Source organism: Kineosporia corallincola (assembly GCF_018499875.1).
Lineage (GTDB): Bacteria > Actinomycetota > Actinomycetes > Actinomycetales > Kineosporiaceae > Kineosporia > Kineosporia corallincola.
On the sequence record NZ_JAHBAY010000003.1, the window covers coordinates 610,589 to 632,062 of the forward strand.

The 21,474-nt window shown below is 70.4% G+C and carries 21 protein-coding genes and 1 pseudogene; 9 read left to right on the plus strand and 13 right to left on the minus strand.

Annotated elements, in window-relative coordinates; translation table 11 throughout:
- Positions 1–2 precede the first annotated feature (2 nt).
- Positions 3–1,070, plus strand: coding sequence for a 5'-3' exonuclease (locus KIH74_RS10000; protein WP_214155530.1), 1,068 nt, complete (start codon positions 3–5; stop codon positions 1,068–1,070).
- A 63-nt stretch (positions 1,071–1,133) separates the two neighbouring features.
- Here the strand turns inward: KIH74_RS10000 and KIH74_RS10005 are convergent, their stop codons facing one another.
- A complete protein-coding gene (locus KIH74_RS10005) occupies positions 1,134–1,385 on the minus strand; it encodes a hypothetical protein (protein ID WP_214155531.1) in 252 nt (83 codons plus the stop codon).
- Between the two features lie 163 nt (positions 1,386–1,548).
- Positions 1,549–2,778: an MFS transporter gene (locus KIH74_RS10010; RefSeq protein WP_214155532.1), complete on the minus strand. Its 1,230-nt coding sequence runs from the start codon at positions 2,776–2,778 to the stop codon at positions 1,549–1,551.
- A gap of 57 nt (positions 2,779–2,835) precedes the next feature.
- On the opposite strand from KIH74_RS10010, the gene KIH74_RS10015 reads away from it, so the two are divergent.
- The 5 genes from KIH74_RS10015 (at position 2,836) to KIH74_RS10035 (ending at position 7,128) form a co-directional block, all read left to right on the plus strand.
- Positions 2,836–3,804, plus strand: coding sequence for an ArsR/SmtB family transcription factor (locus tag KIH74_RS10015; protein ID WP_214155533.1), 969 nt, complete (start codon positions 2,836–2,838; stop codon positions 3,802–3,804).
- Positions 3,805–3,898: 94 nt separating this feature from the next.
- The gene (locus tag KIH74_RS10020; protein WP_214155534.1) at positions 3,899–4,615 is read left to right on the plus strand and encodes a GntR family transcriptional regulator; all 717 of its coding nucleotides are present in this window, start codon (positions 3,899–3,901) and stop codon (positions 4,613–4,615) included.
- 79 nt (positions 4,616–4,694) lie between these two features.
- On the plus strand, positions 4,695–6,191 hold the full coding sequence (locus tag KIH74_RS10025; RefSeq protein WP_214155535.1) for an NCS1 family nucleobase:cation symporter-1: 1,497 nt from the start codon (positions 4,695–4,697) through the stop codon (positions 6,189–6,191).
- Between the two features lie 5 nt (positions 6,192–6,196).
- Entirely contained in the window at positions 6,197–6,922 is a 726-nt protein-coding gene (locus KIH74_RS10030; RefSeq protein WP_308113692.1) for an aspartate/glutamate racemase family protein, read from the plus strand.
- A 5-nt stretch (positions 6,923–6,927) separates the two neighbouring features.
- Positions 6,928–7,128, plus strand: a complete 201-nt coding sequence (locus KIH74_RS10035; RefSeq protein WP_214155536.1) for a hypothetical protein — start codon at positions 6,928–6,930, stop codon at positions 7,126–7,128.
- Positions 7,129–7,147: 19 nt separating this feature from the next.
- On the opposite strand, the gene KIH74_RS10040 is transcribed toward KIH74_RS10035, so the two are convergent.
- The 3 genes from KIH74_RS10040 to KIH74_RS38475 form a co-directional block, all read right to left on the minus strand.
- Complete coding sequence (locus KIH74_RS10040) at positions 7,148–7,291, minus strand: hypothetical protein (protein ID WP_214155537.1); 144 nt, start codon at positions 7,289–7,291, stop codon at positions 7,148–7,150.
- A gap of 94 nt (positions 7,292–7,385) precedes the next feature.
- Positions 7,386–7,523, minus strand: coding sequence for a hypothetical protein (locus KIH74_RS10045; RefSeq protein WP_214155538.1), 138 nt, complete (start codon positions 7,521–7,523; stop codon positions 7,386–7,388).
- Positions 7,496–8,335, minus strand: coding sequence for a phosphotransferase (locus KIH74_RS38475; RefSeq protein ID WP_214155539.1), 840 nt, complete (start codon positions 8,333–8,335; stop codon positions 7,496–7,498). Before KIH74_RS38475 ends, KIH74_RS10045 begins: the two co-directional genes overlap by 28 nt.
- A gap of 80 nt (positions 8,336–8,415) precedes the next feature.
- Between KIH74_RS38475 and KIH74_RS10055 the strand changes: the two are divergent.
- Positions 8,416–8,622: pseudogene (locus tag KIH74_RS10055) on the plus strand (response regulator transcription factor); the annotation flags it as partial.
- Positions 8,623–8,727: 105 nt separating this feature from the next.
- On the opposite strand, the gene KIH74_RS37600 reads toward KIH74_RS10055, so the two are convergent.
- The 5 genes from KIH74_RS37600 to KIH74_RS10080 form a co-directional block, all read right to left on the minus strand.
- Entirely contained in the window at positions 8,728–9,651 is a 924-nt protein-coding gene (locus KIH74_RS37600; protein ID WP_214155541.1) for an ABC transporter permease, read from the minus strand.
- Positions 9,644–10,846, minus strand: a complete 1,203-nt coding sequence (locus KIH74_RS10065; protein WP_214155542.1) for a quaternary amine ABC transporter ATP-binding protein — start codon at positions 10,844–10,846, stop codon at positions 9,644–9,646. Before KIH74_RS10065 ends, KIH74_RS37600 begins: the two co-directional genes overlap by 8 nt.
- Complete coding sequence (locus KIH74_RS10070) at positions 10,843–11,772, minus strand: ABC transporter substrate-binding protein (RefSeq protein WP_214155543.1); 930 nt, start codon at positions 11,770–11,772, stop codon at positions 10,843–10,845. The genes KIH74_RS10065 and KIH74_RS10070 overlap by 4 nt, the downstream gene beginning before the upstream one ends.
- 725 nt (positions 11,773–12,497) lie before the next feature.
- Positions 12,498–13,379 (minus strand): LysR family transcriptional regulator, encoded by an 882-nt coding sequence (locus KIH74_RS10075; RefSeq protein ID WP_214155544.1) that lies wholly within the window; start codon positions 13,377–13,379, stop codon positions 12,498–12,500.
- 23 nt (positions 13,380–13,402) lie between these two features.
- Complete coding sequence (locus tag KIH74_RS10080; protein WP_214155545.1) at positions 13,403–13,780, minus strand: DUF2500 domain-containing protein; 378 nt, start codon at positions 13,778–13,780, stop codon at positions 13,403–13,405.
- 138 nt (positions 13,781–13,918) lie between these two features.
- On the opposite strand from KIH74_RS10080, the gene KIH74_RS10085 reads away from it, so the two are divergent.
- Positions 13,919–15,547 carry a dihydroxyacetone kinase subunit DhaK gene (locus KIH74_RS10085; RefSeq protein WP_214155546.1) on the plus strand — a complete coding sequence of 543 codons (1,629 nt, stop codon included), beginning with the start codon at positions 13,919–13,921 and terminating at the stop codon, positions 15,545–15,547.
- Positions 15,548–15,649: 102 nt separating this feature from the next.
- Here the strand turns inward: KIH74_RS10085 and KIH74_RS10090 are convergent, their stop codons facing one another.
- The 3 genes from KIH74_RS10090 to KIH74_RS38480 all read right to left on the minus strand — a co-directional run bounded on the left by KIH74_RS10090 (position 15,650) and on the right by KIH74_RS38480 (position 20,159).
- Complete coding sequence (locus tag KIH74_RS10090; protein WP_214155547.1) at positions 15,650–18,604, minus strand: vitamin B12-dependent ribonucleotide reductase; 2,955 nt, start codon at positions 18,602–18,604, stop codon at positions 15,650–15,652.
- A 148-nt stretch (positions 18,605–18,752) separates the two neighbouring features.
- A complete protein-coding gene (nrdR, locus tag KIH74_RS10095) occupies positions 18,753–19,238 on the minus strand; it encodes a transcriptional regulator NrdR (RefSeq protein WP_214155548.1) in 486 nt (161 codons plus the stop codon).
- A gap of 516 nt (positions 19,239–19,754) precedes the next feature.
- On the minus strand, positions 19,755–20,159 hold the full coding sequence (locus KIH74_RS38480) for a LysM peptidoglycan-binding domain-containing protein (RefSeq protein WP_214155549.1): 405 nt from the start codon (positions 20,157–20,159) through the stop codon (positions 19,755–19,757).
- 556 nt (positions 20,160–20,715) lie between these two features.
- On the opposite strand from KIH74_RS38480, the gene lexA reads away from it, so the two are divergent.
- Complete coding sequence (gene lexA, locus KIH74_RS10105) at positions 20,716–21,462, plus strand: transcriptional repressor LexA (protein ID WP_214155550.1); 747 nt, start codon at positions 20,716–20,718, stop codon at positions 21,460–21,462.
- Positions 21,463–21,474: the final 12 nt, after the last annotated feature.

Sequence of the window (21,474 nt, forward strand, 5' to 3'; positions counted from 1 at the left end):
GCGTGCCCGTTCCCCTGCTGCTGGCTGTCGACGGCAACAGCCTCCTGCACCGCGCTCATCACGCGATGGCCCAGGGCGATCTGCGCGATACCGGCGGCGCCCCGGTCTGGGCCCTGAAGGGCCTGGTCAGCTTTCTCGCCACGGCCTCGGCCCGGTTGCGGCCCGACGCCCTGGTGGTCGGCTTCGACTGCTCGGCCGGTGAGTCGGTGCGGCGCGGGGACTACGACGGGTACAAGGCGCACCGTCCGGAGAAGCCCGAAGACCTCAGCCTCCAGCTCGACGCCGCCCCCGGTTTCCTGGCCGCGGCGGGCGTGACCGTGGTGGTGCCGAAGGGCTACGAGGCGGACGACGTGATGGCCTCGTCCGCGCGCGCCGCCCGCAAGCAGGGCTGGCGCACCACCGTGGTCACCAGCGACCGCGACATGTTCGCCCTGGTCGACGACACCACCTCGGTGCTGCGGGTGATGAACGGCGGCATCGACGGCTCGCCGCTGATCGACCCGGAGGGGTTGCAGACCCAGTACGGCGTGCGGCCCGACCAGTACAAGGACTTCGCCGCACTGCGCGGCGACGCCTCCGACAACCTGCCCGGCGCGTTCGGCATCGGCCCCAAGCGCGCGGCCAGGCTGCTCACCGAGTTCGACTCGGTCGAGAAGGTCTACGGGGCGCTCGACGAGGGACGCGAGGCCGACGTGGCCGCGCTGATCGGCCCGGCCGCCACCACCGCGCTGGCCGGCGACGAGGCCCGGGCCAACGTGGCCCGCAACCAGCACCTCATGGAGATGCGGCGCGACCTGCGCATCCCGAAGATCGCCACGATGGTGCTGCCGCTCGACCAGCAGCGCCTGCAAGACACGCTGCGCGCCCGCGACATCCGCCTCGGCGGCTCGCTGTGGTCGCTCACCGGGGCCGAGCCGCCGTCGTGGTACGGCGAGCGGGTGTACGGGCAGGGCCCGCGCCGGCGCGGCGAGCCCAGGGACCGGGTGATCACCCTGCCCCGCCCACTGGGCGGCCGGGCCGCGCAACGGGCCGCCGCCCTGGCCGAGGCCGGGCAGATGAGTCTGTTCTGAGGCCGGCCCGGACTTCAGCAGCGGCACATCGGCCGAGCAGCGGCGAGCTCAGTGGTGGCGAGTTCAGTAGTGACAGCCGACGACCGTGATCAGCGCGTCGTCCGGGGCTGCCGCCACGCGTTCCCAGAACTGTGCCCGGAACTCCCCGGGCGCCCGGTCCGGGGCCGGGACCCCGGGATCGGGCGGCACCTCCGCATCGCGCGGGTAGGCCACCTCCCGGTCGAACCAGCCCGAGGCGTCCACCACGCCGAAAGCCCGTGGCTCGCCCTCCCAGGCATCCCAGTCGATCTCGGCCCTGCGCGCCCGGGACGACACGCCGCCGGCCAGCAGCGGCAGGATGTCCAGGAGTCCCAGCGCGACAGCGGATTCCAGGTGGAGGGCTCGCCGCCGTCCAGATACGGTGCCACCTCGACCTTTTCGTCGTACAGCGCGATCAGCGCATGGATGTCGTCGCCGATCACCAGCATGATGAAGTGACTCACCCCGCCGTCTCCTCCACTATCGCCACCGGACGCCGCGCCGATGCGGTGACCAGCATCGTCAGGCCACCCGCCGCCACGAACAGCACCGCCAGCAGCGCCCAGCCGAGCGAGCCGTGCCGGATCGCGGTCGCCGTCACCACCAGCGGCGCCAGCATGCCACCGAGCGCGTAGCCGGTCTGGCTGACCCCCTGGTAGGCGCCCGGGCGCCGCGGGTCGGCCAGCTCGAAGGCCAGACCCCAGCTGCCCGCCTCGCCCCGCATCTCGGCGAACGCGTGGGCCACTGCCCCGAGCACCAGCACGAGCACCGCCACGGCCGGCCCGGCCAGTGCCGCGGCGGCGTACAACGCGCAGGCCAGCGCGAGCAGCAGCCCGGCCGTGCCGACGGCCCGGGCAGCGGTCGGGATGTCGTCGGTGCCCCGTGACACCCGCACCTGGAGCAGCGCCACCAGCACCGTGTTCAGCACCAGCAGCACCGAGACCACCACGGTCGGTGCCTGCGTGCGGGCGGCCACCCAGAGCGGGATGCCCACCGAGGTGAGGCCGAAGTGCATGGCCATCACCCCGTTCAGGGCCGTCACCAGCAGGTAGCGCGGGTCGCGCAGCGGCGAGCCGCCCTCGGGCAGCGGTGCGACGTCCTCGCGGGGCCGCGAGCCAATGTCCCGCAGGAGCCACAACGGCACACAGGAGACGGCGTTCAGCAGGCCGACCGCGACCACCGCCGTGGTGTAGGCCGGTGCCGTCCCGATCAGCAGGGCCGCCCCGGCCAGCACCGAGCCGAGGCCGATGAACACGTTCACCACCACCCGGATCCGGGCCCGCACCGCCACCCGGTCCGGCCCGGGGAAGGCCACCGCCATCACCGTGGTGCGGGCCGTGGACTGCGCCGCCTGGAGACCGACCGCGGCGCAGGCGATCACGGTGAACACCGGCGGAGTGCGGGCGGCGGGGTAGAGCAGCAGCGCCACGGCCACCCCACCGCTGGAGACCAGCAGCACCCGGCCCGCCCCGAACACGTCGCACAACCGCCCGGTGAGGAACGACCCGGCCACCCCGGCCCCGCCCGCGACGGTCAGGCCGAGGCCGACCATGGTGGCGGAAAGCCCGGCCACACGGGTGAAATAGAGCGCGCTGACGGTGTAGAAGACACCTTTGGCCAGGGCCGAGGCCATCGTCGAGAGAGTGAGGGCCCGGATCACGGGATGCCGGGGGAACAGGACGGAGTGCATACCACCGGTTCTGTCAGACCTGAGGCCGGGGGAGGAAAAGATATAGCGTTGCGCTTCATGTTCGCGCGCTACGTGCTGGCCCCCGCCGACCTCACCGAGGTCCGTTTCGCCATCTCGCCACTGCACGAGATGTCGCTCTCACTCAAGGCTTTCCGCGATCCCGGCCGGTTCCCGCTGCACCTGCGCTGGTGTCAGGAGGTGCAGGGGCGCCGGGCCGGGCTGGACGAGGAGATGCTGCTCGCCCTCACCAACGACCTGCTGTGGGTGCCCGACCTGCTCACCCCGCACCCGCAGCTGCCGCTCACCCAGATCCACGAGCAGCTCGACGTGATCGGCACCGTGCCGCCGCGCGTGCTGCTGGCCGACATCGCCGTGCTGCACCCCCGGGGCCTGCCGTCCGTGCTGACCGGGCGGCCCGCCACCGTGCAGCGCCGGGTGGTGCGGGCCCTGCGCGACTACTGGGACGCCTGCCTCGAACCGTACTGGCCCCGCCTGCGGCAGCTGCTGGAGGCCGACGTGGCCTACCGCGGCCGGGAGATCGTGCGGCACGGGTCGGCCCGGATGTTCGCCGGCCTGTCCGAGCGGATCCGGCTGCGCGACGGGGTGCTGGAGGTGCGCCGCAGCAGCACCGGCGGATTCACCCGGGACACCGCCGGGCGCGGCCTCACCCTGGTGCCGTCGGTGTTCACCAGCGGCACGATGACGCCGATCTCGCCGGACGAGGACCCGCTGGTGATCTACGCGGCCCGGGGGGTGGGCACGCTGTGGCAGCCGGCCCGGCCGGTCACCCCGGCGGCGCTGGCCGCGCTGATCGGCCGGCCCCGGGCCGGGCTGCTGGCCGAGCTGTCGGTGCCGGCCTCCTCCACCGAGCTCGCCGCCCGGCACGGCACCACCCCGGCCGCCGTCAACCAGCACCTGCGGGCCCTGCGCGCGGGGGGCCTGCTCACCTCGGACCGGTCGGGCCGCTCGGTGCTGTACCGCCGTTCCGACCTGGGTGACGCGCTGATCACCTCGACGTCCCCGTGATCACGGCCGTGCCGGGAGCGGGCTCCTCGTCGTCCATGATTAATGGCTCGTTACGCACCACCCCGGCCACCCGCCACCCCGCTACCGTGCACGGATGAGCCAGGGACGGCGTTCGGTGCTGCTCGACCGGCTGGAGCCGCGCCGCACCGGCAGCCCGCAGCAGGTGATCCTCGACGAGCTGCGCCGGGTGATCCTGGAGGGTGGTGCGCCGCCCGGCACCCTGATCCCGCTCGCCGAGGTGGCCGCGCTGTTCGGGGTCAGCCCGATCCCGGTGCGTGAGGCGCTGAAGACGCTGGTCGGCGAGAACCTGGTGACGCACCGGCCGAACGCCGGCTACGTGGTGGCCCGGCTGACCCGCCGCGAGCTGGCCGAGATCTACCTGGTGCGCGGGGTGCTGGAGTCCGCCGCGCTGCGGGCGGCGGTCGAGATGGCGACCCCGGCCGACGTCGCCGCGGCCCGCCGGGCGCACGCCGCCCTGGAGAACCTCCAGACCGACTGGGACCCGCGCGGTTACCACCGGGAGAGCCGGCACTTCCACCTCGCCCTGATCGCCCCCTGCCGGATGCGGCGGCTGATGCGGATGTTCGAGTCGGCGTGGAACGTGACCGAGCCGTTCCAGCCGATGCGCTGGCTGCCCGACACCGAGCGCGCCGAACTGCACGGCGAGCACACCACCATGCTCCAGGCCTTCATCGACCGGGACGCGGACACCCTGCTGGAGGTGGCCGCCGGGCACCACCGGCGGCTGGAGAACGTGATCGGCACCCTGCCGGAACGCGCCGGGTTGCTGGCGGATCCGGAAGATATATGAACCGCGTCATCCCGGAGCAACAATCGCGACCTAGCGTCGTAAGGGCCCCCAGACCCCTCGGCCCGCCGGGAGTGCCCTCATGGCTGACGACATCCTGCACCTGACCCCCGACCACCCGGCCGGGACGCCCCTGATCAAGGACGGGTACGACCCGCGCCTGACCAACGACGACCTCGCGCCGCTGGCCGAGCAGAAGTGGGGCACCTACAACATCTTCGCGTTCTGGATGTCCGACGTGCACAGCGTCGGCGGATACGTTACCGCGGGAAGCCTTTTCGCTCTCGGCCTGACCTCCTGGCAGGTGCTCGTCAGCCTGGTGGCGGGCATCCTCATCGTCCAGTTCTTCTGCAACCTGGTGGCGAAACCCAGCCAGGTGTCCGGGGTTCCGTACCCGGTGATCTGCCGGGCGCCGTTCGGTGTGAAAGGCGCCAACATCCCGGCGATCATCCGCGGCTCGATCGCGGTGGCCTGGTACGGCATCCAGACCTACCTGGCCTCGGCCGCCCTCGACGTGGTGCTGGTGCGGCTGTTCGACGGCCTGGCCGCCTACGGACCCACCGGGACCCACAGCTTCCTCGGCCTGTCCTACCTGGGCTGGGGCACCTACGCGCTGCTCTGGGTGCTCCAGGCGGGCGTGTTCTGGATGGGCATGGAGAGCATCCGGCGATTCATCGACTTCTGCGGCCCGGCCGTCTACGTGGTGATGTTCGCGCTCTGCGGCTACCTGCTGTGGAAGTCGGACTGGCACGTGTCGCTGAACCTGTCGTCGGAGAACCTGACCGGCTGGAGTGTGGTCACCACCATGCTCTCGGCGATCGCCCTGGTCGTCTCCTACTTCTCCGGCCCGATGCTGAACTTCGGCGACTTCTCGCGCTACGGCCGTAGTTTCGACGCGGTGAAGCGCGGCAACCTGCTCGGCCTGCCGGTCAACTTCTTCGTCTTCTCGATCCTCACCGTGCTCACCGCCGCCGCCACCCTGCCGGTGTTCGGCGAGCTGATCACCGACCCGGTCGAGACCGTGTCGCGCATCGACAACACCTTCGCCATCGTGCTCGGCGCCCTGACCTTCACCACCGCCACGATCGGCATCAACATCGTGGCCAACTTCATCTCCCCCGCGTTCGACTTCTCCAACGTCGACCCGCAGCGGATCAGCTGGCGCACCGGCGGCATGATCGCCGCCGTGGGCTCGGTCGTCCTGACGCCGTGGAACTGGTACGACAACGCCGACGCCATCCAGTACACGCTGGGTGTGCTCGGCGCCCTGATCGGCCCGCTGTTCGGGGTGCTGATCGCGGACTACTACCTGGTGCGCCGCCAGCAGTTGGTGGTGGACGACCTGTACACCATGTCGGAGACCGGAAAATACTGGTACTCGGGCGGTTACAACCCGGACGCGGTGTACTCCACGGCGATCGCCGGAGTGGTGTCGATCGCCTCGGTGCTGGTGCCGTCGATCACCGGTTCGGGCACCTGGATCAGCGACTACAGCTGGTTCATCGGCTGCGGGCTGGCATTCGCGGCGTACTGCCTGATCGCCGGGCGGGCCGGGTCGGTCACCCGCCGGGCCCTCTGACCACCGTGCTGATCCGGGTGATCAACCCGAACACCACCGCCTCGATGACCGCGTCGATCGGCCGGGCCGCCCGTACGGTGGCCGGGCCCGGCACGGTGGTCGAGGCGGTGAACCCGGCCACCGGCCCGGCGTCGATCGAGAGTCACTACGACGAGGCGCTGGCGGTGCCCGGCCTGCTCGCGGAGATCCGGCGCGAGGGTGCTTCCGCCCACGTGGTGGCCTGTTTCGGCGATCCTGGCCTGGACGCGGCCCGGGAGCTGGCGAGCGCCCCGGTGATCGGGATCGCCGAGGCCGCGATGCACGCCGCCGCGTTCCTCGGGCGCGGGTTCAGCGTGGTCACCACGCTGGCCCGCACCACCGGCCGGGCCCGTGACCTGGCCCACGCCTACGGTTTCGGCGAGCGCTGCCGGGGTGTGCACAGCTGCGAGATCCCGGTGCTGGCACTGGAGACCGATCCGGCCGCGCGCGCGGTGATCACCGAGCGGTGCCGCCGGGCGCTGGAGACCGACGGCTCGGACGCGATCGTGCTGGGTTGCGCCGGCATGGCCGATCTCTGCTCCGGCATCTCGGCCACTCTCGGGGTGCCGGTGGTGGACGGCGTGGCGGCCGCGACGGTGTTCGCCGAGTCGCTGGTGCGCCTGCGGCTGGCCACCGGCAAGCAGGGCGAGTTCGCCCTGCCGCCGGCCAAGGCCTACACCGGGATCCTCGCCCCCTGGGCACTTGTACAGTGACCGGCGTGGAAGCCGTGGTCCTGATCGTCATCCTGGTGGCCGCCGTCGTGGTGCTGGGGCTGACGCTGCGCGTCGTGATCACCGCGGTGAGGCAGTCCCGCCGTGGTGAGGTGCCCACCGAGGAGCAGCGCACCCAGATCATGCGGCTGGGGGCCGCCGGCCTGGTGCTGGTGCTGCTGGCCCTGCTGGCACCGGTGTTCTTCTGACCCGCCGGCGCCCGTCTCGTCAGCGCACGCGGTAGCCGATCAGCACCGCGCTGACCAGAATCAGCATGATCACCGCCGGATAGAGGTCGCCGGAGAACGCGAGCCCCGCCGCGATCAGCAACCCGACACCGCATCCGACCCACACCCACGCCGACGTCTTCATCCGCGACCTCCCGCACCCTGAGCCCCCGCGCCCTCACACTACGTCGGCATGACCGGCTTGCCCAGATTCCTCCGGTCACGACGTTGCCGGCCCGTCAGGGAAGGCCAGGCGCGTTCAGCCCGGCAGTGCCCTGCTTGACCCCGGCCGGCACCAGCGCGTTCGGCTCCGCCCGCATCGCGCCCGGCGACCCGAGTTCCATCACCCTCAGCCCGTCGATCCTCGGCCGGCCCATCCGTGCTCCTTCTGTGTCGCCAGGTCCGCGGGCAACCCCGCGACCCAGTCTCTCTCGGCCGCCAGCCGGGCGCGGCCCGTGTCCGTGCCCCAGTGCGCGAAGGCCTCGTCGCCCGCCGCCACCCGGCCCAGCACGAAACGTTCCCCTGCCCGCCGCCGTTCGTCGAGCACGGCGGGCAACGCCGAACGGCCGTCGTCCGACAGGCCGTACCCGTCGAGCAGAATCCCCAGCCGGCGCCGGATCTCGTGCTCACCGAACCGTGCCGTCGCCGGGTCGCGACGGCTGGGATGGGTGAAGGGAACGCACAGCCGGGCCGTGCTCGCGACGTCCCACACCCGCCGTCCCGGGGCGGCGAACTCCCAGTCGAGCAGCCCGGTCGCCAGGCCGTTGCGGGCGACCACGTTCTCCGGGCAGACATCGGTGTGCACGATCAGCGGGCCGCCCTGCGGATCGGCGAACCCCGGGTTCCACACCACCTCCGCAGGAGGCATCCAGCCGTCCAGCGCGTCGTGCACCCGGCGCAGCAACCGCCCGAGCGAGGCCAGGTAGTCGTCGGTGAGGGACCAGTCCGGGAACGGCGGCAGGGCGACATCACCCGGAATCCAGCTGACCACCTCGCGCCCCTGCCCGTCCCGTCCCAGCGGCCGGGGCGCCGTTCCCGGCGCTTTCTCGTCCAGCCGGGCCAGCACGGCCTGCACACCGGCGCTGTGCGCGCCCCACGGCCGCCGCACCGTGTCACCCACCCGGAACACCCGGCCGGCATTCGTCACCGCGCCGGCCAGCGGTATCTCCTCGTTCCCAAAATCCGTCACGTCCCGAGTCTCCTCCCTGAGCAAGACCATTGAGGACGACGAACAGACGGCGAACGCGGATCGTCGCCTCCGACCGGGCCGGCAAGCTGACGGCCCGCGAGCACGAGACCCTGCGCCTGCTGGCCCAGGGCCTCTCGAATGCCGAGATCGGTGCCTGGCTCCACGTCACCGAGGCCACGGTGAAGAGCCACGTCAGCAGCCTGCTCCTGAAACTCGGCCTGCGCGACCGGGTGCAGGCCGTGGTCTTCGCCTACGAGAACGGGCTCGTGGTGGCCGGAGGCGAATGAACCGCACCACCCGCCAGCCGATCGGCCGGTAGGGGCCACCCCGGAATGAGGGACGCCCTCCAGCCCGCGGGCTGGAGGGCGTCCCTCATTCGTGGGCCACGAAAATCAGCTCGCGGCAGCCAGTTCACGGGCCTCGGCGGGCTGGCCCTGGGCCTGCTCGAGCCCTTCGGCGCTCCGGCGCCTCGGCCACCAGGACGGGTTGCCCCGGCCCTGACCGCCGAGCGCGGCGGAGACCCGGTCGAGGTAGATCGCCAGCACGACCACGGCCAGACCGCCCTCGATCGAGGCACCGATCTGGAGGCTCTGCACGGCCGAGACCACGATGCCGCCCAGGCCCTCACCGCCGACCAGACCGGCGACGACGACCATCGACAGCGCCAGCATGATCACCTGGTTGACACCCGCCATGATCGACGGCATGGCCAGCGGAAGCTGCACCTCCCGCAGGACCTCCCAGCGCGAGGCACCGAAAGCGGCCGAAGCCTCCACGGTTTCGCCGTCCACCTGGCGGATACCGAGCTGGGTCAGGCGCACCGCGGGCGGGGCCGCGAACACCACCGTGGCGATCATGCCCGGCACCGCGCCGATGCCGAAGAACAGCACCGTCGGCAGCAGGTACACGAAAGTCGGCACGGTCTGCATGAAGTCGAGCACCGGCGCGACGATCGCCCGCACCACCGGGTTGAACGCCGACCAGATGCCCACCGGAATGCCGATCAGCAGCGCCACCGCGGTGGCCAGCAGCACGGTGGCCAGGCTCTGCATCGTCTCGTACCACAGGTCCATCGAGTCGACCAGCAGCAGGCCCACCACGAGCAGCACGGTCAGGCCGATGCGCCGGGTGATCACCAGCGCGATCACGCCGAACACCACGGTCATCGGCAGCGGCTGGAGGCCCGCCACGATGTCGTAGGTCCAGCGCAGCAGGTGGCTCAGCACCGTGGTGAGCCAGTCGAAGAACCCGTCGAGATGGTCGGTGAGCCAGTCGATGACGTCCTCACCGTACTGGCCGATCTTGAGGTCAGGCATGGACGGCGGCCTCCTCGCGGGCCTCGGGAACGCTCGACAGACTGGACAGGATGGCCGCGCGGGGCACGACGCCGGCCAGCTTGCCGCCCTCGTCCACCACGGTGACCGGCACGACCTGGCGGCCGGCCAGGTGCATGAAGTCACCGATCACGGCGTCCGGCTTCACCGCGTGGTAGTCCTTGGTGACCGCCCGGGCCAGGTCTTTCTGGCCTCGCGTGATCGCGTCGTGCAGATGGGTGTCGGTGACCACGCCGAGCAGGTGCCCGTCGTCTTCCAGCACGAACGCGCCGGTGGCCTCGTTGTCGGCCAGGCGGGTGAGCGCCGCGCGCGGCTCCTCGCCCACCCGGAAGGTGAGCAGCGCGGGACGCACCAGGTCGGCGGCGGTGAGCACCCGGGCCCGGTCGACGTCGGCCACGAACTCGCTGACGTAGTCGTCGGCGGGCCGGGCGACGATCTCGACGCCGGCCCCGACCTGCACCACCCTGCCGTCGCGCATCACCATGATCCGGTCGCCGATCCGCATCGCCTCGTTCAGATCGTGCGTGACGAACACCGTGGTGCGCCGGTCCTCGGCCTGCAACTGCATGAGCAGGTCTTGCATGTCGCGGCGGATCAGCGGGTCGAGGGCCGAGAACGGCTCGTCCATCAGCAGAATCGGCGGGTCCACAGCCAGTGCCCGGGCCAGGCCGACCCGCTGGCGCATACCGCCCGACAGCTCGTGCGGGTACTTCGAGCCGCGGCCCGACAGACCCACCCGGTTCAGCGCGGCGTCGGCCTTCTCGAACCGCTCGCTCTTCGACACACCACGCACCTTCAGCCCGTAGGCCGCGTTCTCCAGCACCGTGCGGTGCGGGAACAGCGAGAAGTGCTGGAAGACCATGCCGATCTTCTGGTTCCGGATCTGCCGCAGCCGGGAATCGGGCACCCCGACGATGTTCTCGCCGTCGATCAGCAGCTCACCGGCGCTCGGCTCGTTGAGGCGGTTGATCATGCGCAGCACGGTGGACTTGCCCGAACCGGAAAGGCCCATCACGACGAACATCTCACCGGTCTCGATGGTGAAGTTCACGTCGTGCGCGCCGAGGTAGCCGCCGGCCTTCGCCACCGCCGCGGCCGGATCATCGTCCGCCAGAGCCCTTTTCGCCGCCCCGGCACTCAGCCCGTAGGCCTTGCTCAGTCCTTTGCCCTCGATCATTTGACGATCACCGACTCCGCGTCCTGTCCGTCGCTGGATTTCACGCCTTCGAGGAAGGCACTCACCTGGTCCGGGTTGGCCTCGATCCACGCCGCCGCGATGTCGCTCAGCGACTTCGACTCCTTGTCGTGGTCGTAGTAGAACTGCCCGGCCTCGTCCGTGGTGAACGTGAGGTTCTTCAGGAATGTGGCGATGTTCGGGTTGTCGTCCGACCAGCCCTTGCGCGACACCGTGCGGATCGTGCCCGCGCCGCCCCAGACCTTGTCCGGGTCTTCCAGGAACGTGGCCTTGAACTGCACGGTCATCCAGTGCGGGCTCCAGCCCAGGAACACGATGGCGTCCCCGGCCTTCTCCGCCTTCTCGACCTGCGCGAGCATCGCCGCGGTGCCGCTCTCGACCAGCTTCCAGTCGCCCAGGCCGTAGGCGTCGTCGTCGATCGCGTCCTGGATCGTCTCGTTGCCCGGCGAGCCGGCCTCGATGCCGTAGATCTTGTGGCCGAACTCGTCACCGTGCTCGGCCAGGTCGGCCAGCGACGAGATGCCCAGCCGCTGCGCCACGTCACCCGGCACGGCGGGCGCGTACTCGGTGCCCTCGAGGATGGTGCTGTCGACCACCACGTCGCCGGAGTCGATCAGGTCGCCGTAGGTGGGCTCCTGCGAGGGCCACCAGTTGCCCAGGTAGGCGTCGGCGTCGCCGGTCGAGACGGCCTGCGCGCCGAGCTCCACCGAGACCTCGTTGACCTTCACCGAGTAGCCCAGGTCCTCGAGGATCTGCTTGCTGATCTCGTTCTCCACCTGGAGGTCGACCCAGGGCTGCTGGATCAGCGTGACCGACTCGGAGCCGTCCTCACCGCCGCCCCCGCCGCCGATCAGGGCGAAGTCGCCCTTGTCCTCGGCGCTGGAGCAGCCCGCGGTCACCGCCGCCACGGTGACGCAGAGTCCTAGTGCCAGCAGCCTCAGACTGCGTCGTCTGCCCGGAGGCCTCATCCTGATTCTCCTTCTGCCGGTACTGCTGATGCCGTCGTCGGGGCAGAAACCGGCCCACCGGGCCAATTTCCGCTACGGGCCGTGCATGCGGCGCCGAAAGTTCCTGTGCCGGGCCGGTCGCTCACGCCTGCCTCACGTCCGGATGACGCCTGACTCCACGCTTGACTCACGTCTGCTCGCTTCGTCTGCGACGCACGGTTCGGGACGCACCACCTTGCCAGGAATCGCGCCGTGAGGCCCATTCAGGCGGCCCGTTACCACAGTGCGCCGAGGCAATGGACCCGGGCTCCGGAGCACCGCGCGCCAGGGGCTCCGGCCAGGCCGTCCGGGCCCGGAGTGGGTGATGTCACCCGGCCCAGGCCAATCGAATCACCGGCCGTGATCGACGGGTCACCGATCGACAGGCCGCGACGATGACGCCCAAAACCTGGGTACAGCAGCATCTTTCGACCACCTCCCGACCACAGAACGATCCCGGTCCGGAGAGAGGTTTTCACACACACGAAACAATGCCCACTCCAGGCATTTACATGTGACGGCTCGGTGTTCTACAGTGAAAGGCCGCTCTCTCCGCGCTGTCCTGATCGTGGCAGCCCCGTGCGAACCCGTCGATAGCCAGATCCCGGCGACGAAGACGCGTTCCCTCTCGTACCGATAGACGCAGTCTATGACTCGCCGAACATGGTCGCGGCGAGGTCACGAAAGTGCTCCCCAGGACTGCTGAGACCGCGGCGCCGCCAGATCAGGTGCACCGCCGCCACCGTCGGCCGCAGCAGCGGCAGCACCCGGGCCCCACGCCGGGCGGCGTCCTCGGCCAGTCCCTCCGGCAGCAGCGCCGCACCCGCCCCGGCCAGCACCAGCGGGATCACCGAGGCCAGGTGCGCGGTCTCCACGGCGATATCCGACGACTCGCCCGCCACCTCCAGCTCGGCCCCCAGCAGTTCCCGCAGCGCGGTGCCGCGCAGGGTGCAGATCAGCCCCAGCGGCACCAGCTCGGACACGCTCACCGTGGTCCGGCCGGGCAGCGCCTCCGGCGGCAGCACGGCCACCAGCCGATGCTCCACCAGCCAGTGGCTGTCGAGCAGCCCGGCCGGGGGCGTGCCGTCGATCAGCCCGAAGTCGGCGTCGCCCGAGCGGACCGCGTCCAGCACCTCGGACCGCCGCACCGGGTCACCCACACTGAACTGCACCGCCGGGTGGGCCTGCCGGAACCGGCCGATGATCTGCACCAGCGGCTCGATCGCCCACAGGGTGTTCGAGATGATCGTGAGCCGCCCGAACCCGACGTCGGTGACGCTGCGCACCGCGGTCGCGGCCAGCTGGAACGAGCGAACCGTGCGGCGGGCGGGCAGCAGCAGGGCCTGGCCGGCGGCGGTGAGCCGCACCCCGCGCCCCAGTCGCTCGAACAGCGGGGAACCCAGTTCGCGCTCCAGCAGCCCGATCGCGTGCGACAGGCTGGGCTGCGCGATCGTCAGGGCCGACGCGGCCCGGGTGAAGCTCCCGCACTCGGCGACGGCGAGGAAGTACTCCAGCTGGCGACGGTCCACCGGGCAAAGCTAGATGAGAATCGTCACCGGTCCTGGGGCACCCGGTCGAACCCCTGGAACCGGGTGCCCTGGAAGGTGAGACGACCGCGGTCGCCCTCCACCAGCGTCCCCCATTGGTGGCCGCTGACCAGGAACTCGGTGCGACGGTGGGCGGAGTGCTCGAAGGTGACGTAGTAGGCGGTGCTGGAGCTGTCCTGGCTGTGCCGGTGCTCGGTGCGCCTGGTCAGCAGCACGGCGTCGACCACCTCGACCGGCGAGTTGTTGTTGCGGGTCCACTGCCCCAGGCCCTTGACGACCGCCGTCGCGAACCCCAGCACGACGAGCAGCAGGATCAGGGCCATGCCACCGACCACGACCACCCCGAAGATGCCGAAGTCGTCCAGGAACGTACTGTCGCCCATGATGTGTCTCCTGCTGTCGTCGGGACGCGCCACCGTACAGACGTGGCCCGCCGTCAGGGTGATGCACGAGACCCGTGTGATCCTTCCGGCCCATCGTCCGGCGGCCGGGTGCGAGTGATGCACCGTTACTCTCTGACCATGAGCCACCTCGTCAACGATGTCGACAGCGCTGTGCAGGATTCGGTAGACGGCCTGGTCCGGGCCTCGGGCGGCAAGCTCGCCCGGCTCGACGGCTATCCCGACATCAAGGTCGTCGTCCGCACCGACTGGACCCGGGACCGGGTGGCGGTGGTCTCCGGTGGCGGCGCCGGGCACGAACCGGCCCATGCCGGGTTCGTCGGCCAGGGCATGCTGACCGCGGCGGTGTGCGGCGAGATCTTCGCCTCGCCGAGCGTCGACGCGGTGCTGGCCGCCATTCTGGCCGTCACCGGTGAACCGGGCTGTCTGGTGATCGTGAAGAACTACACCGGCGACCGGCTGAACTTCGGCCTCGCCGTCGAACGGGCCCGCGCGCTGGGCAGATCCGTCGAGATGGTCGTGGTCGGCGACGACGTGGCGCTGCCCGGCGCGCCCCAGCCCCGCGGCCTGGCCGGCACCCTGTTCGTGCACAAGAGCGCCGGCGCGCTGGCCGAGTCGGGGGCCTCGCTGGAGCAGGTGCACGCCGTCGCCGCCCGGGTGGCCTCCGGGGTGAAGACGCTCGGCGTCTCGCTCACCGGCGTCGCCATCCCGGGCCGCCCCTACACCGAGCGGGTCGAGACCGGCACGGCCGAGCTCGGTCTCGGCATCCACGGTGAACCCGGCGCGCAGACCGTCCAACTGGGGGACGCCGCCACGCTGGTGTCCTCGATCGCGGACTCCGTGGGTGCGGGCGTGGGTGACGGACCGGTCGCTCTCCTGCTCAACAACCTCGGTGGGGTGGCATCGCTCGAACTCGGCATCGTGCTGCGCGACCTGCTCGGCACCGCACTGGGTTCCCGCGCCGAGCTGCTCACCGGCCCGGCCCCGCTGATGACTTCCCTTTCGGCGCAGGGCTTCTCGGTGTCCGCCCTGCCGATCGACGAGGAACTGTCCGGCCTGCTGCGGGCGCCGGTCGCACCGCACCTCGCCTGGCCGGGGGCGCTGCCGGTCGGCGGCCTGACGGTGGCCGACCTGCCCTCGATCGAAACCCCCTCGTTCACACCCTCTTCCGATCCGGCGGTGCGTGACCTGCTGACGGCCGTCAGCCAGGCCGTGATCGACGCCGAGGAGACGCTGAACACCCTGGACTCCTACGTCGGCGACGGCGACACCGGCTCGACCTTCGCCACCGCCGCCCACCGGGTGCTGGCGGTACTCGACGACCTGCCCCTGGCCGAGCGTCCGGCCCTGTTCAGCGCCCTGTCCGGGATCCTGGCCACGAGCATGGGCGGATCCAGCGGCGTGCTCGGCTCGGTGTTCTTCGCCGCCGCCGGAAGTGCCTCCGCCGAAGGGGTTTCCGTGGCCCGGGCGCTGCGGGCGGGTATCGACGCGATGCAGACCTACGGTGGCGCGGCCGAGGGCGACCGGACGATGCTCGACGCACTGATCCCGGCGGTCGCCGTGCTGCTGGAGGGTGGCTCACCGGCGGACGCGGCCCAAGCCGCCGAGGCGGCGGCGGTGCGCACCGCCTCGATGACCTCGGCCCGGGCCGGCCGCTCGGCCTACGTGCCCGCGGAGCACCTGGCCGACGTGCAGGACCCGGGTGCGGCGGCGGTGTCGGTGATGTTCGCGGCGGCGGCCAGGAGCTAGTCCCCGCGTCGAATACGGTCAAACACGGGACGGCGCCGGGTCTTTCACGACCCGGCGCCGTCCCGTCGTTCTCACCCGGGATCACCCCCGGGCATCATCAGGTCAGCTGCAACCCGAGGTGCTGCCACAGCCCTCGCAGACGTAGCAGGAACCGGCCGGGCGCATCTTGGTGCCGCAGGTGAAGCACATCGGCGCGTCGGACGTACGGCCCTGCATGGCCTCGAACAGCTCGGCCGACGAGTGCACGGCGGTCGGCGCGGACTTCGCCGTGGCGGCGCCGTCGACGTTCACCACCGGCAGCTGGCTGGTCGCGTTGCCCGTGGTCAGCGGCTGGCTGGCCTCGGCCTTCTCCGACTTCTCGGCCTTCTCCGACGGCGCGGACTGGGCCAGGGTCTCCAGCTCCTCCTCCACGTCCTCGGCGTCGTCCTCGGCCGGCAGGTAGGAGCCGGTGGCCAGCTCGCGGGCCCGCTCGTCGGCCGAGTAGATGCCCAGCGCCGAGCGCTCCTCGAAGGACAGGTGGTCCAGCGCCAGGCGGCGGAACACGTAGTCCATGATGCTGGAGCTCATCCGCACGTCCGGGTCGTCGGTCAGGCCGGCCGGCTCGAAGCGCAGGTTGGTGAACTTCTCGACGTAGGTCTCCAGCGGCACGCCGTACTGGAGCGCGATGCTGATCGCGACCGAGAACGAGTCCATCATCCCGGCCAGGGTGGAACCCTGCTTGCCGAGCTTGATGAAGACCTCGCCCAGGCCGTCGTCGGGGTAGGAGCCGGCCGTCATGTAGCCCTTGGCGCCGCCCACGGTGAAGCGGGTGGTGATCGACGGACGGGACTTCGGCAGGCGCTTGCGGGTCGGGCGGTACTCGACGACCTTCTCCACGACCTTCTCGACCGTGGCCGCGGTGGGCACCTCGGTCTTGGTGGCCTTGGCGTCGGAGAGCGGCTGGCCCACCTTGCAGTTGTCGCGGTACACGGCCAGCGCCTTCAGGCCCAGCTTCCAGCCCTGGAAGTAGACGTCGGCGATGTTCTCGACCGTCGCCGTCTCCGGCAGGTTGACCGTCTTGGAGATGGCGCCGGACAGGAACGGCTGGGTGGCCGCCATCATCCGCACGTGGCCCATCGGGGCGATCGCCCGCTGGCCCATGGCGCAGTCGAACACCTCGTAGTGCTCCGGCTTGAGGCCGGGGGCGTCGATGACGTGGCCCTTCTCGGAGATGAACTCGACGATCGCCTCGACCGTCTCCTCGGCGTAGCCGAGCTTGCGCAGCGCGCGCGGGATGGTCTGGTTGACGATCTGCATCGAGCCGCCGCCGACCAGCTTCTTGAACTTGACCAGCGAGAAGTCCGGCTCGATGCCGGTGGTGTCGCAGTCCATCATGAAGCCGATGGTGCCGGTGGGCGCGAGCAGCGAGGCCTGCGCGTTGCGCCAGCCGTTCTTCTCACCGATCTTGAGCGACGCCTCCCACTCCTGGGTGGCGGCGCGCTGCACGGCGATGTCCATCGGGTGCATGGTGCGGATGGTGTCGTTCGCGGCGGCGTGCTTGCGCATGACCCGGCGGTGCGCCTCGGCGTTGCGGGCGAAGCCGTCGTACGGGCCGACCACACCGGCGAGCTCGGCCGAGCGGCGGTAGGCCGCACCGGTCATCAGCGAGGTGATCGAGGCGGCCAGCGCGCGGCCACCCTCGGAGTCGTAGCCCAGGCCGGACTCCATCAGCAGGGCGCCGAGGTTGGCGTAGCCGATGCCGAGCTGGCGGTAGGCGCGGGTGGTCTCGGTGATCGCCTCGGTCGGGAAGTCGGCGAAGCAGATCGAGATGTCCATCGCGGTGATGACGATCTCGACGGCCTTGGTGAACTTCTCCACGTCGAACGAGCCGTCGTCCTTGACGAACTTCAGCAGGTTCAGCGAGGCCAGGTTGCAGCTGGAGTTGTCCAGGTGCATGTACTCGGAACACGGGTTGCTGGCGGTGATCCGGCCCGACTCGGGCGTGGTGTGCCAGTCGTTGATGACGCCGTCGTACTGGATACCCGGGTCGGCGCACTCCCACGCGGCCACGGCCATCTTGTCGAACAGGGCCTTGGCGTCGACGTACTCGATCACCTCGCCGGTGGTGCGGCTGGTCAGGCCGAACTGCTCACCGAACTCCACGGCCCGCATGAACTCGTCGGTGACCCGGACCGAGTTGTTGGCGTTCTGGTACTGGACGCTGCTGATGTCGCGGCCGCCCAGGTCCATGTCGAAACCGGCGTCGCGGAGCGCGCGGATCTTGTTCTCCTCGCGCGACTTGGTCTCGATGAACTCCTCGATGTCCGGGTGGTCGACGTCGAGGACGACCATCTTCGCCGCGCGCCGGGTGGCGCCACCGGACTTGATGGTTCCCGCGGAGGCGTCGGCGCCGCGCATGAACGACACCGGGCCGGAGGCCGTGCCGCCGCTGTTCAGCAGCTCCTTGGAAGAACGGATGCGGGAGAGGTTCAGGCCGGCGCCGGAGCCGCCCTTGAAGATGAAACCCTCTTCCTTGTACCAGTTCAGGATCGAGTCCATCGAATCGTCGACCGACAGGATGAAGCACGCGCTGACCTGCTGCGGGGCGCTGGTGCCGACGTTGAACCAGACCGGCGAGTTGAAGGCGAAGACCTGGTTGAGCAGCATCCAGGTGAGCTCGTGCTCGAACACCTCGGCGTCTTCCTCGGTGAGGAAGTAGCCGTTGTCGCGGCCGGCCTTGGTGTAGGTCAGCACGACCCGGTCGATGAGCTGCTTGAGGCTGGCCTCGCGGCTGTCGGAACCGACGGCGCCGCGGAAGTACTTGGTGGTGACGATCGTGGAGGCGTTCAGGCTCCAGAAGTCCGGGAACTCGACGCCCTTCTGCTCGAAGATCGTCTCACCCGACTTCCAGTTCGTCTGGACGACGTCCCGCCGCTCCCAGGTGACCTGGTCGTAGGGGTGGACCCCCGCCGTGCTGTAGACGCGGTCGATCTTCAGACCGGTGCGACGCACCTGCGGCGCCCCATTCCGCGTCTTGCGCGACCCCTGGCCCGACTGGCCTGAGACGGTCTCCGTCATTCGTCCGTTCCCCTTAGTTGCGTGGCGCTTCGGACACGTGGCTGTACCCCGTGCCTGTCTCTTAACTGAATTGAATTGCGTGATGGTGCTTTTGCTGTGCTGTGCACCGCCGTCACCGTGCCTTCCCCTGCCCGGTGACGGCGATGGGTCAGGTGGCGCTCGACGCGGGCGGAGGGCCCGGCTGAAGCTCCCGCTCGGCGCGGAGCACGGTGATGGCCGACTCGAAGTCCTCGAGCGAGTCGAACGCCTGGTACACACTGGCGAAGCGGAGGTACGCGACCTCGTCGAGCTCACGCAGCGGCACCAGGATGGTCAGACCCACCTCGTGCGCCTCGATCTCGGCGCACCCGGTGGCCCGGATCGCCTCCTCGACCTTCTGCGCCAGCCGGGCGAGATCGTCCTCGCTCACCGGCCGGCCCTGGCAGGCCTTGCGCACGCCGGACATGATCTTGCCCCGACTGAACGGCTCGGTGGCACCCGACCGCTTGACCACGGTCAGGCTGGCGGTCTCCAGCGTGCTGAAACGCCGCCCGCACTCGGGGCACTGCCGCCGGCGGCGGATAGCGGCGCCGTCATCGGTGCTACGCGAGTCGACCACCCGAGAATCGGCGTTACGGCAGAACGGGCAGTTCATGGCGACTCCTCCCGGGAGACTCGCGGACACACGGCTGTGCCATGGGTGACTTCAGCGTGTGGGTAACCGTTGACTAGATGTGGCTGGCTTACAGGTATGTAACTACTACATCTAGGGGTAACGCTAGGACGGCAGCCGACGCGATGCAAGCTGCGCCCAGCCCCGCAGGGGCTGCGGCGAGTCCGCCACGCAGAGGTTCTGGACATCACCGGCCGACCGTGATCCATCGGCCCGTCAGGCGCTCGGGCCGCCGGGCAACATACCCGGTCCAGCTGGGGCCGCGTGCCCGACCTGCATCATTGCCCCGGCGACTGGGCCAAGTGGGTGACTACCCCGCGCAACTATAGAGCTACCCAGCGCACATGCCGATGAGCGTCCGGATTCCGGACGATCATGAGACACGCCGCAGGTGGCAGCCGAAATTGGTGTGGCGAGAGCGACACGGCCGGGCCTCGGTGGGCCTACCGTCGCTACATCTAGTGGCGACCGAACGTCACCGGCCGAACATACTGCGCATTATTTGCCCGGAAGGGCGATGCGCTGACCGGCGTTGACGGCCGGGCCGGGGAGCGCGTTGAGGTCGACGATGTCGGCGACCGTGTCACGCGGGTCGGACTCGGGGGCGATGTCGCCCGCGATGCCCCAGAGCGTCTCGCCCGGCAGCACCACGTGGAAGTTCATCGAGACCTCATGGGCCTCGGAGCCGGCCTCGGCGGGACGGTTCAGCAGGAGCACCCCGGCGAGCACCGCCACGGTGGCGGCCAGCAGCCCACCGGCCCGGAAGACGATGCGACCGCGCCGGGTGAGACGCAGGGGCGGGAGGATCTGCGGAGAGTGATGCCGCACGGGACGGGAGGAGAGCCGGTCCGCGGGCTTGGCACCTGCCGGGCGGGACACCGCCCGGCGACGCTGGAGAGGCACGCGACCTGCCGCTTTCACGGGGTGAAGACCCCGCGCCCGGCGAAGACCACGGACATTTTCCTGCGTACCGGCCGAGTGCGACACCGGAACCTCAACCGTCACACGATGCATCATGCCCGACGTGGGTGCCACTCGAAAAATCGTCCCGAAGGTGCGCACCTTCAGAGCTCGTAACGGAAGGACCCATTTCGGGCTTTCGACCGGCTTCGGGACCCTTTCCCATTCCCGCACCACCCGCAACCGGGGCCGGCAGGCATCGCCGGAACGCCGGGAACGCACGGTGCCCACCCGCCGTGCGTGGCGCTGCCGGGCGGACGGCGAAGCAGTCGTCAGGCTCATCCCTCTGACTCCAATCAGCGGCTTGATTCTCGGCCGGTACCCCCGGGCGCCCGACCAGCTATCGAACACAGGTTCGATCGAACGCCTGTCCAATGTCTACCACCGACCCGCCGGTAATTCGCGACACGTTCGAACACTTGTTTGAAAGTGTCGCCGCCCTTCCCTACGGTGATCGTGTTCGGCGAACCGCCGGGCACAGGGTCATGGAGGTGTTCAGATGGCTACCGATCCGACCGCCGGCGCCGCGGTACCGGACAAGGGGGGCGCTACGGTGCGCACGCTCCCCGACGGGCCACCCGACGGCGACGGGCTGACCGTTCGCCAGCGACGTGTGCTGGAGACCATCCGGGAGACCGTCGACCGGCGTGGCTACCCGCCCACCATGCGGGAGATCGGTGAGGCCGTGGGCCTGACCAGCCCGAGCAGCGTGGCCCACCAGCTGTCCAGCCTGGAGAAGAAGGGCTTCGTCCGCCGCGACCCGAACCGGCCGCGCGCGATCGAGGTGATCATGCCGGGCGAGCGGGTGCCGGCGCAGCAGCGTGCGGGCCGGTCCCTGGCCGACGAGCGCGCGGGCGGCTCGGCCCAGCCCTCGCCTTCCTACGTGCCGCTCGTCGGCCGCATCGCCGCCGGTGGCCCGATCCTGGCCGAGCAGGCGGTGGAAGACGTGTTCGCCCTGCCCCGGCAGCTGGTCGGCGACGGCGAGCTGTTCCTGCTGAAGGTCGTCGGTGACTCGATGATCGACGCGGCGATCTGCGACGGCGACCTGGTCGCGGTGCGGCGTCAGCCGGTGGCCGAGAACGGCGAGGTGGTGGCCGCCATGATCGACGGCGAGGCCACGGTCAAGACGTTCAAGCGCAAGGGCGGCGACATCTGGCTGCTGCCCCACAACGACGCGTACCAGCCCATCCCGGGTAACGACGCCACGATCCTGGGCCGCGTGGTCGCGGTCATGCGCCGGGTCTGAGTGGATGTCCCG

Bases quoted from the DNA above. Each gene is read 5' to 3' on its own strand.
- KIH74_RS10010 (WP_214155532.1), bottom strand. From the start codon at position 2,778: ATGCACTCCGTCCTGTTCCCCCGGCATCCCGTGATCCGGGCCCTCACT.
- KIH74_RS10015 (WP_214155533.1), top strand. From the start codon at position 2,836: ATGTTCGCGCGCTACGTGCTGGCCCCCGCCGACCTCACCGAGGTCCGT.
- KIH74_RS10020 (WP_214155534.1), top strand. From the start codon at position 3,899: ATGAGCCAGGGACGGCGTTCGGTGCTGCTCGACCGGCTGGAGCCGCGC.
- KIH74_RS10025 (WP_214155535.1), top strand. From the start codon at position 4,695: ATGGCTGACGACATCCTGCACCTGACCCCCGACCACCCGGCCGGGACG.
- KIH74_RS10040 (WP_214155537.1), bottom strand. From the start codon at position 7,291: ATGAAGACGTCGGCGTGGGTGTGGGTCGGATGCGGTGTCGGGTTGCTG.
- KIH74_RS10045 (WP_214155538.1), bottom strand. From the start codon at position 7,523: ATGGGCCGGCCGAGGATCGACGGGCTGAGGGTGATGGAACTCGGGTCG.
- KIH74_RS37600 (WP_214155541.1), bottom strand. From the start codon at position 9,651: ATGCCTGACCTCAAGATCGGCCAGTACGGTGAGGACGTCATCGACTGG.
- KIH74_RS10065 (WP_214155542.1), bottom strand. From the start codon at position 10,846: ATGATCGAGGGCAAAGGACTGAGCAAGGCCTACGGGCTGAGTGCCGGG.
- KIH74_RS10080 (WP_214155545.1), bottom strand. From the start codon at position 13,780: ATGGGCGACAGTACGTTCCTGGACGACTTCGGCATCTTCGGGGTGGTC.
- KIH74_RS10085 (WP_214155546.1), top strand. From the start codon at position 13,919: ATGAGCCACCTCGTCAACGATGTCGACAGCGCTGTGCAGGATTCGGTA.
- KIH74_RS10090 (WP_214155547.1), bottom strand. From the start codon at position 18,604: ATGACGGAGACCGTCTCAGGCCAGTCGGGCCAGGGGTCGCGCAAGACG.
- nrdR (WP_214155548.1), bottom strand. From the start codon at position 19,238: ATGAACTGCCCGTTCTGCCGTAACGCCGATTCTCGGGTGGTCGACTCG.
- lexA (WP_214155550.1), top strand. From the start codon at position 20,716: ATGGCTACCGATCCGACCGCCGGCGCCGCGGTACCGGACAAGGGGGGC.